Source organism: Stenotrophomonas sp. SAU14A_NAIMI4_8 (assembly GCF_003086695.1).
GTDB lineage: Bacteria > Pseudomonadota > Gammaproteobacteria > Xanthomonadales > Xanthomonadaceae > Stenotrophomonas.
Genome location: NZ_CP025999.1, coordinates 2,437,960 through 2,452,430, shown reverse-complemented (window position 1 = coordinate 2,452,430; position 14,471 = coordinate 2,437,960). Strand labels below are relative to the sequence as shown.

The following is a 14,471-nucleotide window of genomic DNA, read 5'->3' as shown; positions in this document are numbered from 1 at the left end:
GACTGGAAGGGCGGGCAGACGCGTGCGCAGGAAGGACGATCCGACAACGGCAAAAGCCACCCCCTTGATCGAGGCCGAGCGCCAGGTCGAGAGCTTCCGCCAGGTGCGCGAGGCGCACCGGATGGAGCTGGTGGAAGACTATGTCGAGCTGATTTCCGACCTGCTGGCCGACGGCGGTGAAGCCCGCCAGGTCGATATCGCCACCCGCCTGGGCGTGGCCCAGCCCACCGTGGCCAAGATGCTGCGCCGGCTGGCGCGCGATGGCTGGGTGGTACAGCGGCCTTACCGTGGCGTGTTCCTGACCCCGGAAGGCGAGGCGCTGGCCCACGCCAGTCGCCAGCGCCACCAGACGGTGGAGCGCTTCCTGCTGGCGCTGGGTGTCGATCCGGATACCGCCCGCCGCGATGCCGAGGGCATCGAGCACCATGTGAGCGAACAGACCCTGGCGCTGTTCGAAGCCTTCGTGCGCAAGGCCGAAGGCTGAGGTTTGTGCGCAGGGCTTGCAGCCCTGCACCCGCTGCAGATCAACGGCAACGGCAAAAGGCGGCTATCCGTGGGATGGCGGGGTGGGTCCGGTTGAGGGGGGCGGCGTAAATACATCCATGTAGCCTCGGTCGCGCCATCCATGGCGCTCACGCCCCCTCAACCGGACCCACCCCGCCTTCGACAGTTTCCCGCGAGCTGTTGGAAGGGTGTTCTGCTTTGGTGGGTGTCGACCTTGGGCGACACAGTAGATCCACGCCATGCGTGGATGAATTCATTCGATATCTGACAGATTTCATCCACGCATGGCGTGGACCTACCGGCCGCGGCGGAATGCGGCCGGGCTGCGGGCGCCGACGATGATCATGCGGATCATCGTGGAAATCTGTTCGATCAGTTCCGGGTCTTTTTCCGGCGGCAGGTCCATGGCGGTAGCGCCCATGGCGAACACCAGCCGGGTGATGGCGGTGGCCACCAGTTCGGGCTTGTAGAGCTTGGCGCCATCCAGCGCGGCCAGGCGCACCAGGTCGTGCTGCAGCTCTTCTTCGAAGTAGTGCAGCTCGCGTTCCACCGCGTGCTTGAAGTCGTCCGATCCCACCGCGCCCTCGCGCAGCAGCACGTGCAGCAGCTTGTCGTCGGCGCGCAGCTGTTCCATGAAGGTTTCCACCGACACCCGCACCACGCTGGTCGCGCTGGAGGTGGCGCGCTGGCGGGCCTCACCGATGATGGTGCGCAGCGAGCGCCCGGCCACGTCGATCAGCGCCACGGCCAGTTCGTCCATGTCGCGGAACTGGCGGTAGAAGCTGTTGGGCGCAATGCCGGCTTCGCGCGCCACTTCGCGCAGGCTGAGCGTGGACAGGCTGCGATGCGGGCCGATCAGTTTCAGCGCGGCGGCCAACAGGTCCTCGCGGCTCACCGTACGGCGGGCCGGGCTGTTGGCATCTTCGGGCGGCGTCAGGGCGGTGGCAGCGGCCATGGGACTTCCGGAGGGACAAGGCTGAATCATACCCAATCCGGTTCAATATACACATGTATACACAGGTGTATGTGCGCCCGTATAGTGGCCCCATGAGCGCTGTCATCCGTCCGTCCCTGTTCTCTCCGTACCGCTGGCTGTCGCCGTCGCTGTTCGATTTCTGGGCGGGCCAGCTCAATCCGCTGTGGACCCTGCGCGAGCCCCTGGCCCGCCTGGTGCGGCGTGAACCGGCCGGGGAGGGCGCCACGACCCTGGTCCTGCGCTGCAACCGGCACTGGAAGGGCATGCGTGCCGGCCAGCACATCACCCTGGGCGTGGAGCTGGGTGGGCGCATCCTGCGCCGCAGCTACAGCCCGACGATGATCGGGCGCCGCGAACTGGCCATTACCGTCAAAGGCGTGGAAGGCGGGCAGGTCAGCCAGCACCTGCTGCAGCATGCGCGCCCGGGCGATCTGTTCCGCCTGGATGCCGCCTTCGGTGATTTCCACATGCCCGCCGCGGCGCCGGTGCTGTTGCTGGCCGCCGGCAGCGGCATCACCCCCATGCGCAGCCTGTTGCGCGAGGCCTGCCAGCGCCCGTTGGCCGCGCCGGTGGATCTGTTCTATTGGGAACGCACGGCGGCAACCCAGCAGTTCCGTGACGAACTGCAGGCGCTGGCCGCGGCCACCCCGAACCTGCGCGTGCACCTGCTCACCACCCGCGAGGGCGATGCCCCGGCCGCGCGCATCGACCGCCACACCTTGATGGTGCCCGGCGATGACACCCCGCTGGCCCAGCGCCATGTGCTGGCCTGCGGCCCGGACGGTTTCGTCGCCGCCGCGCGTGCGCGCCTGGCCCACCAGGTGGCCGGCTTCCAGGCCGAGGCCTTCACCCCGCCGGCGCCGATCACCGGCGCCGACAGCGAGGGCGAAGTGGCCCTGACCCTGGCCCGCAGCGGCCGCCAGCTGAAAGTACCGCGCAACCGCTCGCTGCTGGAAAGCCTGGAAGCGCAGGGCATCAAGCCCAAGCACGGCTGCCGCATGGGCATCTGCAATACCTGCACCTGCGAAGGCGTCAGTGGCGGCACCCGCCACCTGCGCACCGGCGAAACCCAGTCTGGCCCGGCCGCCCCGGTACGGATCTGCGTGAGTGCGCCGACCACCGACCTGACTTTGGATCTCTGAGGAACCGTTGCCATGACCCGCGCTACTGACCGTGCCCTGAGCCCCGTGGAGATGGATGCCTTCGGCAGGGAACTCGACGCGATCCGCGACCGTGTGATCGGCAGCCTGGGCGCGTCCGACACCCGCTACATCCGCCGCGTGGCTGCTGCCGTGCGCTGGTCCGGCGTGCTCGGTCGTGGCCTGCTGTTCCTGGGCGCGTTCTCGCCGCTGTTCTGGGCGCCGCTGCTGTGGCCGGCCTGCATCGCCGGCACGCTGCTGCTGGCGCTGGCCAAGATCCTGGAAAACATGGAGCTGGGCCACAACGTGATGCACGGCCAGTACGACTGGACCGGCGACCCCAAGCTCAACGGCAACACGTACGAATGGGACATCGTCGCCACCGGTGACAACTGGCGCAAGACCCACAATTTCCGCCACCACACCTACACCAATGTGCGCGGCATGGACGATGACATCGGCTACGGCCTGCTGCGCATCTTCCCCGAACAGCGCTGGAAGCCGTTCTACCTGCTGCAGCCGATCATCGCGCCGATCTTCGCGCTGTTGTTCCAGTGGGGCGTTGCCGCGCAGGACCTGCGCCTGGGCCGTTGGTTCAAGGGCCGCATCAGCAGCCGCGCCATGTGGCTGCAGACCCGCCCGGTGGCGCGCAAGATGCTGCGCCAGGTGCTGAAGGACTACGTGTTCTTCCCGCTGCTGGCCGGCCCGTTCTTCCTGCCGGTGATGCTGGGCAACCTGGTGGCCAATGGCCTGCGCAACATCTGGACCTACGTCATCATCTTCTGCGGCCATTTCACCGCCGAATCGGAAACCTTCCCCAAGGAATGCCTGCGCAATGAATCGCGCGGCCACTGGTACCTGCGCCAGCTGCGCGGCTCGTCCAACATCAGCGGTGGTTTCATCATCAACGTGCTGTCGGGCAACCTGAGCCACCAGATCGAGCACCACTTCTATCCCGATCTGCCGGCCAACCGCTACGCGACCATTGCCAAGGAAGTGAAGGACATCTGCCGCCGCTACGGCCAGCACTACAACAACGGCTCGCTGCCGCGCCAGTTCGGCCAGGTGGTCTGGCGCATCCTGCGCCATGCCTTCCCCAGCAAGCCGCGTCGTATGCCGTTGGCCGACATCCTGTCGCCGCCCAGCCCGGCACCGGCCAACGCGGGTTGATCGCTCAGCCCGCCTGCCCCTGGGCGGCGCCGCCGGCGCGGTCCAGGCGGCGCAGGAACACCTGCATTTCCCGCTGCGCCTGCTGGTCGCCTTTGCTGCCGGACACGCACAGCCCACGTTCCCAGGCGGCGCGCGCAGCGCCCGGCTGGCCACCGGCTAGCCACGCCTTGCCCAGCAGCTTCCACGCGGCCGAATACTGCGGGTCCAAGGCCACGCAGCGGCCCAGATGCATCGCCGCGCGCAGCGCGTCACCGGCATCCAGCCAGCCCTTGCCCAGGCCGAAGCGCAGCAGCGCGCTGTCCTTGCCCGCGGCCAACAGCGCTTCCAGGGCCTGCACGTTCATGGGATGACCTCGAACACGGGCTGCAGCGATCCGGCCTGGAAGCGGCCGCGATGGAACAGCAGCGGGGCCTGGTCGGCGTCGCTGGCCTGCAGCACGCGGCCCACCAGCAGCAGATGGTCGCCGACCGGCCAGTGCGCGTGGCGGCTGCAGACCAGGTGTGCCACCGCGCCGGCAATGCGCGGCGGCAGGCCGTCTTCCTCATCCAGCAGCGGCACGCCTTCGAAGCGATCGCGCACCAGTGGGTCGGCGAACTGGCGTGCCAGCGCCACCTGGTGCGCGCCCAGCACGCTGATCGCAAACTGCGGTGCGCGCTGGAAGGCCTTCAAACTGTGCGCGTGCAGTGCCAGGGTCCACGACACCAGCGGCGGCTGCAGCGAAACCGGCACGAACGAGTTGATGGTCAGGCCGTGCAGCTTGCCGCGCGCGTCGCGGGTGGTGGCGATGGCCACGCCGGTGGGGTAGTGGCCCAGCAACCGCCGCAGGGCGCGCGGTGCCAGCGCGACCGACGGCTGGACGGCCGCGGCGGGGTAGACCCCCGCCCACGGCCCGGCATAGGGCATGCCTTCGGCGCTCATGCGTGCATCGCCTGTGTGTAGCGACGCTCCACTTCGGCCCAGTGGATGATCTGGAAGAAAGCGCCGATATAGTCCGGGCGACGGTTCTGGTAGTGCAGGTAGTAGGCGTGCTCCCAGACATCCAGCGCCAGGATGGGCGTGTTGCCGGACAGGCCCACGGCCGCGCCCATCAGCGGGTTGTCCTGGTTGGCGCTGCTTTCAATCTGCAGCCGCCCGCTGCGATCGCTGGTCAGCCACGCCCAACCGCTGCCGAAGCGGGACTGCGCGGCCTTGCTGAAGGCGTCCTTGAAAGCATCGAATCCACCCAGGTCGCGTTCGATCGCTGCGGCCACGGCGGCGCCGGGGGTGCCGCCGGCCGGGCTCAGTACCGACCAGAACAGACTGTGGTTGGCATGGCCGCCGCCGTTGTTGCGGACCGGCGGGCGCAGCGCTTCGGGCAGGGCCTCCAGATCGGCAATCAGGTCTTCCACCGGCGTGGCCGGCAGCCCGGCCTGTTCCAGGGCTGCGTTGAGGTTGTTGATGTAGGTCTGGTGGTGCTTGCCATGGTGGATTTCCATGGTGAGCGCATCGAAGTGCGGTTCCAGCGCGTCGTAGGCGTAGGGCAGGGCGGGAAGCGAGTACGGCATTGCAACAGTCTCCGTGGGTGGCCAGGTGTCTGGCCGAGGGAGCACTGTTATCGCACCTCAACGTTGGTTGAGGTCAAGCATCGCCTGCGGTCGCCGGGCGTGGCCCGGCGCTACCTTCGAACGCGGCTTCGAGCTTGTCCAGGAACGTGAAGAGGACCTCGTTCATGACCGCGTAGTCCTGCGCCAGCAGCTTGGCCGGCTGCTGGACAAAGCGCGATGGACGGAAGGCGTCGAGCTCCTGCGTGGACGCGGCAATCAGCAGCGCAACCACCTCGCGATTGAACTCCATGTGGCATTGGAAGCCATACACCAAGGGGCCGTACTGCACGATCTGCCGCGGGCAGCCTTCGCTCTGGGCGATCACCGTGGCATCGGCGGTCAGGCCGGGCATGTCGTTGTGCCAATGGCCAACGTCGAGCGTGTCGCCGAAGTGGGCGAACGCCGGGTTGGCACGCCCTGCGGCGGTCAGGGTGATCGGGAACGTGCCGATTTCCTTGTTCGGGCTGTGCTCGAAGGAAGCACCCAGCGCTTCGCCGATCAACTGCGCGCCCAGGCAGACGCCCAGCACCGGCTTGCCCGCCGCGGCAAACGCTGCAATCAGGTGCGTCTCTGCTGCGGCGTTGAAATGCGGGCACTCGTCGAGGGTCGTCGCCGGGGATTGCGGGCCGCCCATGACGATCAGCATGTCGTGGGCGTTGGCATCGGGCGGCAGCTGATCGCCCGCATGCAGTCGAGTGAAGCTTGTTCCGTGGCCCCTGCTGTCGGCCCATTGCGCATACGCGCCGGGCGCCTCGAAGGCTTCATGGATGACAAAGTGAACCTGCATCGGTGGCGTCCTGGGTTGAGCGGCGTGTGGGGTGGGGGCAAGGACGGCGCGCTACAACGCGAGACGTTGCATTGCAGCGGCCAGGTCATCGGCAAAACGCGCCGCATCATCGGGTGCGAGGGAGGAAATGGTCAGGCGCAGGCCATGCGACGGCGCCTGCACCCCGAACGACTCGCCACTTCGGGTCAGCCAGCCGTGCTTGGCCAGTTCGATGACCAACGGCTGGCTGTCGGCTTCAAGGGGAATCCAGACGTTCAGCCCATCGCTGGACGTAGCGGTGCCGATACCGCGGTCGTGCAGAAGGTGGACCAATCGGTAGCGTCTTTTCGCGTAGTCGTCGCGTGCGGCTGCAACCTGGGCGTTGACCGTGGGCGAGCCAAGGCAGCCGATCACCGCCTGTTGCAGCAGATGGCTGACCCAGTGGGCGCCGGCAGCCAATCGAAGCCGCAGTCGGCTGGAGGTCTGCACGTCGCTGGCAACAAGGGCCACGCGCAGATCGGGGCCCAGGGCTTTCGAGACGGACCTGACCAGCGCCCAGCGCCGCGCATCGGCAGGAATCACATCGAAATAGTCGTTAGTTGCGAGCAATGCAAAGTGATCGTCAACGATCACCAGGACATTGGGATGGCGTGACAGTACGTCCCGGATCTCGGTCGCGCGCGTAGCTCCAAGCGAACATCCCGTGGGGTTCTGCGCACGGGGCGTCAGGATCACGGCCTGCGCCCCGCGGGCAAGTGCCTCCTCCAGCGCCGCCGGGATCATGCCCTCGGCATCCATGCCGACAGGGAATGGCTGCAGACCCGACACGCGCAGGGTATTCACGCTGCTGACAAAGCAGGGGTTCTCAACGGCCACCTTGTCGCCGGGCACCAGATGGCAGGCGAGAAGCCGCTCCACCGCGTCTACCGCGCCCCCGGTGATGTCCATCTGGAACGCGGGCGGGCAGTCGCCCTGCATCCACGCGGTGGCCAGCGCTTCCAGCTCCGGATGCACCGCCGGCGCCCCGTACAGCGCAGGCGGCTGGGGCCGTTGGCCAAGCACCTGCACGATGTCCGGCAGCCATTCTGGGTTCGGGTTGCCTCCGGCCAGGTCGGTCAACCTGCATCCTGGAACGGTCCCCTCGGCTTCGCCCAGGCGCATCGGATCACGGATGGTCGTGCCCAGGCGGCCCTGTGTGGTCGCCACCCCGGCGCTGACCAGGCGTTTGTAGGCGCTGGAAACCGTATTGCGGTTCACGCCCAGCGCGGCCGCCAAATCCCGCACCGTCGGCAGCTCCTGCCCGGCCCGCAGCTGCCCCGCCTGGACCAGGCCACGAACGCTTTCGAAGATGGCCGCAGCCGAGGTGCCTACGATTTCCACAGTGTCCTGGGACGTGATAGCTTATTGGCCTAGGACAATAGCACGGAAGCCGTCGCGCAGGGCGCGAAGCGGCAACCACCCCACGTGAGGCATTGAATGACGACTGGCGGCAACCCACAGACAGCCACACGGCACGACCTCCACGGTCTGTGGCCCGAGGCGACCTCGGTGCAGGACATCGTGGCGAACCTGGCCACGGTGCAGTCCCGGATCGACGCGGCCTGCCTGCGCGTTGGGCGCGACGCGGCCAGCGTCAGGCTGCTGCCGGTCAGTAAGACCAAGCCGGAGGCCACCGTGCGCCGCGCCTTTGCGGCGGGCTGCCGGATGCTGGGCGAGAACAAGGTCCAGGAGGCAGTGGCGAAATGGGAAGCGACGCAGGATCTGCCGGCGTTGAAGTGGTCGATCATCGGCCATCTGCAGACCAACAAGGCCAAGGTGGTCGCCCGGTTCGCCGATGAGTTCCAGGCACTGGACAGCCTGAAACTGGCCGAAGCGCTGGACCGCAGGCTGCAGATCGAGGGGCGCGGCCTGGACGTCTTCGTGCAGGTCAATACGTCAGGTGAAGCCAGCAAGTACGGGCTGGACATCGACAGCGTGCCGGGATTCCTGCGCCAGTTGGCACCCTACCGTTCGCTGCGCGTGCGGGGCTTGATGACCTTGGCCATGCTCTCGGCGCAACCCGAACAGGTGCGTCCGTGCTTCATCCGCCTGCGGCAGCTGAGAGAGCGCCTGCAGCAAGAGGCGATCGACGGGGTGTCACTGCAGGAGTTGTCCATGGGGATGTCGGGCGATTACGAGATCGCCATTGAAGAAGGCGCCACGGTTGTGCGCGTCGGCCAGGCCATTTTCGGCGCGCGCGCCACGCCTGATTCCCACTACTGGCCTTCTGATGGCGAGGGGAGCGGGGCATGACGGTGTACCGACTGAACCTGTACCGGGGCGATCGCCTGCTCGGGCACTTTGAAACGGGAACGGCCACCCGCCGGGAGGAGCTACGGGAGCTGGTGGACCGCTTGAGCGCGGACTATCGGGTCGAGACGCTGGCGAGCTACGACGAAAAGCGACTGGTCGAGGCGTCTGCCGAAGGCATCAAGGTGCTTTACCGGGAGCTGCAGTTCAGAGCGATCGACCTGACCTGACAACGGCTGGGCTCGCCGAGCATGGCCCGGCGCTACCGCTCAATCCGTCGGTAGGTGTCCACCTTGGTGGACACGCCGTGATGGCCGGACGTTCGCCGGGCATGGCCCGGCGCTACCGCTCAATCCGTCGGTAGGTGTCCACCTTGGTGGACACGCCGTGATCGCCGCACGTTCGCCGGGCATGGCCCGGCGCTACCGGTCGATCCGCCGGTAGGTGTCCACCTTGGTGGACACGCCGTGATCGCCGGATGCTCGCCGGGCATGGCCCGGCGCTACCGGTCGATCCGCCGGTAGGTGTCCACCTTGGTGGACACGCGGTGATCGCCGGATGCTCGCCGGGCATGGCCCGGCGCTACCGCTCAATCTGTCGGCAGGTGTCCATCTTGGTGGACACGCCGTGATCGCTCAGCTCAACCAATTCCGGCACGCACTGTCGCTCTGCTCGCCGCAGGCCTGCTGCATGCGCTGCTGCAGGCGGGCCAGGGTCTGCGCGCCCTGGTGCTTGCCGCTCCAGGTCTTCAACTGCGCCGCCAGCCGCTCGAAGCGCTGCCGCGTGCGCTGGTGGTAGCCCGACGGCTGGCCCTGCAGTTCGGCAATCAACGCATCGGTGGCCTGTTCAATGCGCGGCGCGTCTTCGGGCGCCAGCCGCAGCAGGCCTTCCACGTACAGCACGCCCCATTGCACGCGCGTGGCCGGGCCCTGTGCGCCTTCATAGGCGCGCTTCAGCCATTCCAGCGCACCGGCGGTGTCGCCGCGTTGCTCGGCCAGTTCGGCCAGTTCGGGCATGTAGTAGTAGGGCTGCTCGCTGCGCTTGATCTCGGCCAACAGCAGCGCCTCGGCACCGGCGTCATCGCCGATCTGGCGCAGGGCGTATACCGCGCTGCTGATCGTGGCCTGGCGTGCGTGGGCATCGCTGGCGGCGGCATCGGCGGCGGCCACGCGCTGCTTCACCTGCGCCACAAGCGTGGGCGGCAGCGCGCCTTCGGGTTGCTGCTGGCGTGCCAATGCCAGTTCGGTCAGCGCACGCGACAGGGCATCGTCGGCGCGGTTGCCCTGGGCGGCGTCGGCGCGCTCCAGCGCGACCAACAGCTGCTGGCCCAGACGCTGCTCGGTGGCGGGGCCGGCGCTGGCCAGTTTCACCAGTTTGGCACCGGCATAGCCCAGCAGTTCGCGATTGCGGCGCACCTCGGCCGGCTGTGCCAGCACGGCCTCCAGCAGTTCGCGGGTGGCGGTCGGGGCGCTGCGCGGCGTCTCGGCCGTGGCCAGTGCCAGCAGCGCGAAGCGGCGCTGCAACGCAGGCTCCGGTGCGGCGGCGGCCAGTGCGTTCAAGACATCCGTGCTGCTGCGCGTGCCGGCCAGCTTGTTGGCGTCCACTTCCCAGCCGTAGTCGCCCAGTACCTGCCAGTCCTCTGCGCCCAGTCTGGCGGGCGTGGCCAGTGCGGTGGCCAGGGTGTCGGCCACCGCGCTGCGGCGACCGGCGGCCACGGTCAGCACCCGGGTCAGTTCGGCCGCATCGTTGCCGCCGGCCACCCGGGTAATCTCATTGCGCTGCGGGTCCAGCACGATCAGCGTGGGGTAACCGCGCACGCCGAAGCGCTCGCCCCAGGCCTGCGCGCCTTCCTCGTCGCCGTCCAGGTAGACCGGCACGAACTTTCCGGTCAGGGCGATGAAGGCCGGATCCTTGAATAGCCCGGCCTTCAGCTGGTTGCACGGCGGGCACCACGCCGCGCCCCAGTACAGCAGCACCGGCTTGCCACTTTCGGCTGCTTCATTGAAGGCATCGTCCACGTCGCCCTGGCGCCAGGCGATGGCCGTGGCCGGCGCGGCGCTGGCCGCATTGGCCGAAGCAACCGGGGCCTGCGCGGGTGAGCAGGCGCTCAGTGCCGAGGCGAGCAGCAGTACGGAAAGGGCAGTGCGCATCGGCGGGCGGTCCGTTGGGGGAATAGCGCATTGTAGGAAGGCCGCCCCCTGCGGTTGATGCAGTTTGGGCATGACGGCCGTGCCTGCCGGCATATGCGGGTCAGGGGGCCCGCGCCGCCTGCAGTTCGTCGGCCAGCAGGCCGGCCAGCCAGTGCATGAAGGCCTGCACGCGGCGGGGCAGATGTCGGCGCTGCGCATAGACCAGGTTCACCGGCATCGGCTCGGCCACGCAGTCGGGCAGCACCTGTACCAGCCGGCCCTCGCGCAGCGCCTGGCGGGCGCCCATTTCCGGCACCTGGATGATGCCCAGCCCGGCCAGTGCGGCGGCGCTGTAGCCGTCGGCATTGCTCACCGTCAGCGCGCCGCGCATCGGCCAGCTGCGGTACTGCTGGCCATCGAAGTATTCAAACCCCGGCGAGCGCTGGCCCAGCGTGCCCACGTAATGCACCAGCGCATGCTGGTCCAGGTCGGCCAGTTCGCGCGGCACACCGCGCGCGGCCAGGTAGGCCGGGCTGGCCACGTTGACGATGTGCATGTGGCCCAGTGGGCGCGCCACCAGGCTGCTGTCGTCCAGGCTGCCGACCCGCAGCACGCAGTCGAAGCCTTCGCGCACCACATCCACGCGGCGGTCGGTCGCGCTCAGTTCCACTTCCAGCGCCGGGTGCTGGGCCAGGAAGGCCGGCAGCTGCGGAATCACCAGGTTGCGCGCCAGCCCGCCGGGCATGTCCACGCGCAGGCGCCCGCTCAGTTCGCTGGTCTGGCGGCGGAACAGGCCCTGCAGTTCCTCCATGTCGTCCAGCAGATCGTGCGCACGCTGCTGCAGCTGGGTGCCGTCGGCCGTCAGGTGAACGCGGCGGGTGGTGCGGTGCAGAAGCTGGGTGCCCAGTTCAGCCTCCAGGCGCTGGATCGCCTGGGACACACTGGCCTTGGGCAGGCCCAGGCCGTCGGCGGCGCGGGTGAACGAGCCCAGCTCGGCCACGCGCAGGAAGACCCGCAGGGTATCAAGGCGGTCCATGGATTGTTTGGCCAGGTTGAACAGTCAAATCAGGATCGCGCGATTTATGGCGCCCGGCAATCCCAATAGTCTGGTCCCACTTCCTCCTCAACCAGGTGCACCGTCATGACGTCTTCCTCCCGTGTTGTCCTTGTCACCGGCGGCAGCCGCGGCCTGGGCCGTAACGCCGCCTTGGCGCTGGCCGCCGATGGCGCCGATATCGTCATTACCTACCGCGCCCAGGCCGACGCGGCCGAACAGGTCGTGCAGCAGATCCAGGCCCTGGGCCGTCGTGCCGCCGCGTTGCCGCTGGACATGGCCGACAGCGCTGGCTTCGCCGCCTTCGCCACGCAACTGCAGAACGTGCTGCAGGGCTGGGGTGCCACGGCGCTGCAGGGCCTGTTGAACAATGCCGGTGAGGGCCTGTACGCGCCGATTGCCGACACCACCGAAGCCCAGTTCGACAACGCCGTGGCCGTACACCTGAAGGGCCCGTACTTCCTCACCCAGGCGCTGCTGCCGCTGATCGCCGATGGCGGTCGCATCCTCAACGTGTCCAGCGGGCTGGCGCGCTTCTCGCTGCCCGGCAGTTCCGCCTACGCCATGATGAAGGGCGGCATTGAAGTGTTCACCCGCTATCTGGCACGCGAACTGGGCGCGCGTGGCATCAGCGCCAACACGCTGGCGCCGGGCGCCATCGAGACCGACTTCGGCGGCGGCCGCGTGCGCGACGATGCGCAGACCAATGCCATGGTGTCGTCGATCACCGCGCTGGGCCGCGCCGGCCTGCCCGATGACATCGGCCCGGTGGTGGTGGCGCTGCTGTCGCCGGCCACCGGCTGGGTGAATGGCCAGCGCGTGGAAGCGTCCGGCGGCATGTTCGTCTGATCAGCGCGCTCAGTGCCGGGGCGGGGCGGCCAGGGTCAGCGGCTGGTAGACCAGTCCGTGCGATTCGGCCACTTCGCCATCCAGCACGAAGCCGTAGCGCTGGTAGGTGGGCACGGCATTCAGTGACGCGCTGACGCTCATCTGCGGCGTGCGCAGGTGCGGCAGTACCGCCTGCAGCAGCGCATGGCCGATGCCCTTGCCCTGGCAGGCCGGGGCCACGAACAACATCGTCAGGTGCCGGCCCTCCTTCAGTTCCACCACGCCCACGATGCGCGCGTCCTGTTCGGCCACCAGGATGTGGTTGTCGCCCTGCAGGCGATCGCCGAAAGCGGCAGGCGCGGCCACCGCAGTAAACGTCGCGACACCCTGGTCGCTCAGGGTGGGCGCCACCGCCTGTTCGAACGCGGCCATGCACACGGCGCTGATCGCCGGGGTGTCCTGGGCGAGGGCGGGGCGGATCCTGTGCATGCAGTGTTCTTCCTGTGGTGGCGTGGTGGTCAGCCTGCCACGCTAAGCTGCCTGCATGAGCGATTTCAATGCCGCCCATGCGCGGGTGTTTCCATCGCAGGGCCTCAGTCTGGGCCTGATGACCCCGCTGGCCGCGCACGGTCTGGCCGACCTGCGCAGCGCACGTGCGCATGCACGGCTGGCCGACGATCTGGGCTTTGCCGCGCTATGGGCGCGCGATGTGCCGCTGATGGTGCCGCAGGGGCCGGATGCGACGGCCAGCGCACTCGATGATCCGTTCCTGTGGCTGGCAGCGCTGGCCGGTGCCACCGAGCGCATTGGGCTGGGCACCGCGGCCATCGTGCTGCCGCTGCGGCATCCGCTGCATGTGGCCAAGGCCGCGCGCAGCCTGGACCGGATCAGCGAGGGGCGCTTCATCCTCGGCCTGGGTTCGGGTGACCGCCCGGAAGAGTTCGCCGCGTTCGGCGAAGACCTGGACCATCGCGGTGCGGCGTTCCGCCAGCGCTGGTGGGTGTTGCGCGCGGCGCTGTCGCCCGACGCGCATGCGCAGGCCGAACTGGCCGATGCCACCGGTGGCTTTGCGGTACTGCCGCCGCCGCAGCAGCGTATTCCCATGCTGGTGGTGGGCACGGCGCGGCAGAGCCTGCAGTGGATCGCACGCGACGCCGAGGGCTGGGCCACCTATCACCGCGAAGAAGGCGCACAGGAAGGCCGCATCGGGCTGTGGCAACAGGCGCTGGCCCAGGCCGGCGCCGCCAAGCCGTTCGTGCAATCGATGCAGCTGGATCTGCAGGCCGATCCGCACGCGCCGGCCACGCCATTGCCATTGGGCATGAAAGTGGGCCGCCACGGTCTGCAGGCGTATCTGCAGCGCGTGCATGCGCAGGGCGTGGCGCATGTGATGTTCAACCTGGTCGACAACGGGCGGCCGGTGCAGGCGGTGCTTGAGGAAATCGCGTCGGTCGGGCTGTGAGGGTGCGAACCCCGGGTACGGCCCGGCGCTACCCGGCACGGCGGGTTCCTGCCGGCGTTCGCATCTGCGTATCATTCGCGTTTGATTCCCCGGCCCGGAGCCTTTCGTGACCCCACGTTCCCCCCTGCACCCGTTCGGGCGCGCGTTCGCCATCGTTGCCTTCATCGAGGCGCTCACCTGGGCCGGGCTGCTGCTGGGCATGTGGCTGAAGTACGGCCCCGCCGACACTGTGGCGCTGGTGAAGCTGTTTGGTCCGCTACATGGCGGGGCCTTCCTGGTCTACGTGGCGGTCAGCCTGCTGGCGGCGCTGCGCCTGCGCTGGCCGTGGTGGGCCACCGGGCTGGCCCTGCTGGCGGCGATTCCGCCGCTGGTCACGCTGCCGCTGGAATGGTGGTTCCGCCGCCGGGGCCTGCTGTCGGCGCGTAGCGTCGGCTGAGCCTGCGCAAGCGCACGTTGCTGTCCCATTCAAGTGAATGGGTATCAAATGCAAATACGAGCCGTTATCATTTGAAGGCTGGATGCACGCCTGACGGTGCCGCGCCAGACGGGCCCACAAGGCGCCCGCGCTCCT

Annotated in this window: 17 protein-coding genes; 8 read left to right on the top strand and 9 right to left on the bottom strand. The window is 68.4% G+C overall.

Annotated elements, in window-relative coordinates; translation table 11 throughout:
• Window positions 1–22: 22 nt before the first annotated feature.
• Entirely contained in the window at window positions 23–484 is a 462-nt protein-coding gene (gene mntR / locus C1930_RS11320; protein WP_108749814.1) for a manganese-binding transcriptional regulator MntR, read from the top strand.
• A gap of 315 nt (window positions 485–799) precedes the next feature.
• On the opposite strand, the gene fabR is transcribed toward mntR, so the two are convergent.
• Entirely contained in the window at window positions 800–1,459 is a 660-nt protein-coding gene (gene fabR / locus C1930_RS11310) for an HTH-type transcriptional repressor FabR (RefSeq protein ID WP_108753290.1), read from the bottom strand.
• A gap of 92 nt (window positions 1,460–1,551) precedes the next feature.
• On the opposite strand from fabR, the gene C1930_RS11305 reads away from it, so the two are divergent.
• Window positions 1,552–2,622, top strand: coding sequence for a ferredoxin reductase (locus tag C1930_RS11305; RefSeq protein ID WP_234412649.1), 1,071 nt, complete (start codon window positions 1,552–1,554; stop codon window positions 2,620–2,622).
• Between the two features lie 12 nt (window positions 2,623–2,634).
• Complete coding sequence (locus tag C1930_RS11300; RefSeq protein ID WP_108771783.1) at window positions 2,635–3,789, top strand: acyl-CoA desaturase; 1,155 nt, start codon at window positions 2,635–2,637, stop codon at window positions 3,787–3,789.
• A 4-nt stretch (window positions 3,790–3,793) separates the two neighbouring features.
• Here C1930_RS11300 and C1930_RS11295 read toward each other — a convergent pair whose 3' ends face one another.
• The 5 genes from C1930_RS11295 to ptsJ form a co-directional block, all read right to left on the bottom strand.
• A complete protein-coding gene (locus C1930_RS11295) occupies window positions 3,794–4,132 on the bottom strand; it encodes a hypothetical protein (RefSeq protein ID WP_108756378.1) in 339 nt (112 codons plus the stop codon).
• Window positions 4,129–4,707: a flavin reductase family protein gene (locus tag C1930_RS11290; RefSeq protein ID WP_108756377.1), complete on the bottom strand. Its 579-nt coding sequence runs from the start codon at window positions 4,705–4,707 to the stop codon at window positions 4,129–4,131. The genes C1930_RS11295 and C1930_RS11290 overlap by 4 nt, the downstream gene beginning before the upstream one ends.
• The gene (locus C1930_RS11285; protein ID WP_108771782.1) at window positions 4,704–5,333 is read right to left on the bottom strand and encodes a superoxide dismutase; all 630 of its coding nucleotides are present in this window, start codon (window positions 5,331–5,333) and stop codon (window positions 4,704–4,706) included. Before C1930_RS11285 ends, C1930_RS11290 begins: the two co-directional genes overlap by 4 nt.
• A 73-nt stretch (window positions 5,334–5,406) precedes the next feature.
• Window positions 5,407–6,159: a gamma-glutamyl-gamma-aminobutyrate hydrolase family protein gene (locus C1930_RS11280; RefSeq protein ID WP_108771781.1), complete on the bottom strand. Its 753-nt coding sequence runs from the start codon at window positions 6,157–6,159 to the stop codon at window positions 5,407–5,409.
• A gap of 51 nt (window positions 6,160–6,210) precedes the next feature.
• Window positions 6,211–7,518, bottom strand: coding sequence for a transcriptional regulator PtsJ (gene ptsJ / locus C1930_RS11275; protein WP_108771780.1), 1,308 nt, complete (start codon window positions 7,516–7,518; stop codon window positions 6,211–6,213).
• 96 nt (window positions 7,519–7,614) lie between these two features.
• Between ptsJ and C1930_RS11270 the strand changes: the two genes are divergently transcribed.
• Window positions 7,615–8,430: a YggS family pyridoxal phosphate-dependent enzyme gene (locus C1930_RS11270; protein WP_108771779.1), complete on the top strand. Its 816-nt coding sequence runs from the start codon at window positions 7,615–7,617 to the stop codon at window positions 8,428–8,430.
• Window positions 8,427–8,657, top strand: coding sequence for a cytoplasmic protein (locus C1930_RS11265; protein WP_108756372.1), 231 nt, complete (start codon window positions 8,427–8,429; stop codon window positions 8,655–8,657). The genes C1930_RS11270 and C1930_RS11265 overlap by 4 nt, the downstream gene beginning before the upstream one ends.
• Window positions 8,658–9,062: 405 nt before the next feature.
• Here C1930_RS11265 and C1930_RS11260 read toward each other — a convergent pair whose 3' ends face one another.
• Window positions 9,063–10,577: a thioredoxin family protein gene (locus C1930_RS11260; protein ID WP_234412648.1), complete on the bottom strand. Its 1,515-nt coding sequence runs from the start codon at window positions 10,575–10,577 to the stop codon at window positions 9,063–9,065.
• A gap of 100 nt (window positions 10,578–10,677) precedes the next feature.
• Entirely contained in the window at window positions 10,678–11,592 is a 915-nt protein-coding gene (locus tag C1930_RS11255) for a LysR family transcriptional regulator (RefSeq protein ID WP_108771777.1), read from the bottom strand.
• Between the two features lie 105 nt (window positions 11,593–11,697).
• On the opposite strand from C1930_RS11255, the gene C1930_RS11250 reads away from it, so the two are divergent.
• Window positions 11,698–12,459, top strand: a complete 762-nt coding sequence (locus tag C1930_RS11250) for an SDR family oxidoreductase (RefSeq protein ID WP_108756369.1) — start codon at window positions 11,698–11,700, stop codon at window positions 12,457–12,459.
• A gap of 9 nt (window positions 12,460–12,468) precedes the next feature.
• On the opposite strand, the gene C1930_RS11245 is transcribed toward C1930_RS11250, so the two are convergent.
• Entirely contained in the window at window positions 12,469–12,927 is a 459-nt protein-coding gene (locus C1930_RS11245; protein WP_108771776.1) for a GNAT family N-acetyltransferase, read from the bottom strand.
• Between the two features lie 55 nt (window positions 12,928–12,982).
• Between C1930_RS11245 and C1930_RS11240 the strand changes: the two genes are divergently transcribed.
• Both C1930_RS11240 and C1930_RS11235 read left to right on the top strand, forming a co-directional pair.
• Window positions 12,983–13,900: a TIGR03571 family LLM class oxidoreductase gene (locus C1930_RS11240; RefSeq protein WP_108771775.1), complete on the top strand. Its 918-nt coding sequence runs from the start codon at window positions 12,983–12,985 to the stop codon at window positions 13,898–13,900.
• A 106-nt stretch (window positions 13,901–14,006) separates the two neighbouring features.
• The gene (locus tag C1930_RS11235) at window positions 14,007–14,336 is read left to right on the top strand and encodes a DUF3817 domain-containing protein (protein WP_199912356.1); all 330 of its coding nucleotides are present in this window, start codon (window positions 14,007–14,009) and stop codon (window positions 14,334–14,336) included.
• Window positions 14,337–14,471 lie beyond the last annotated feature (135 nt).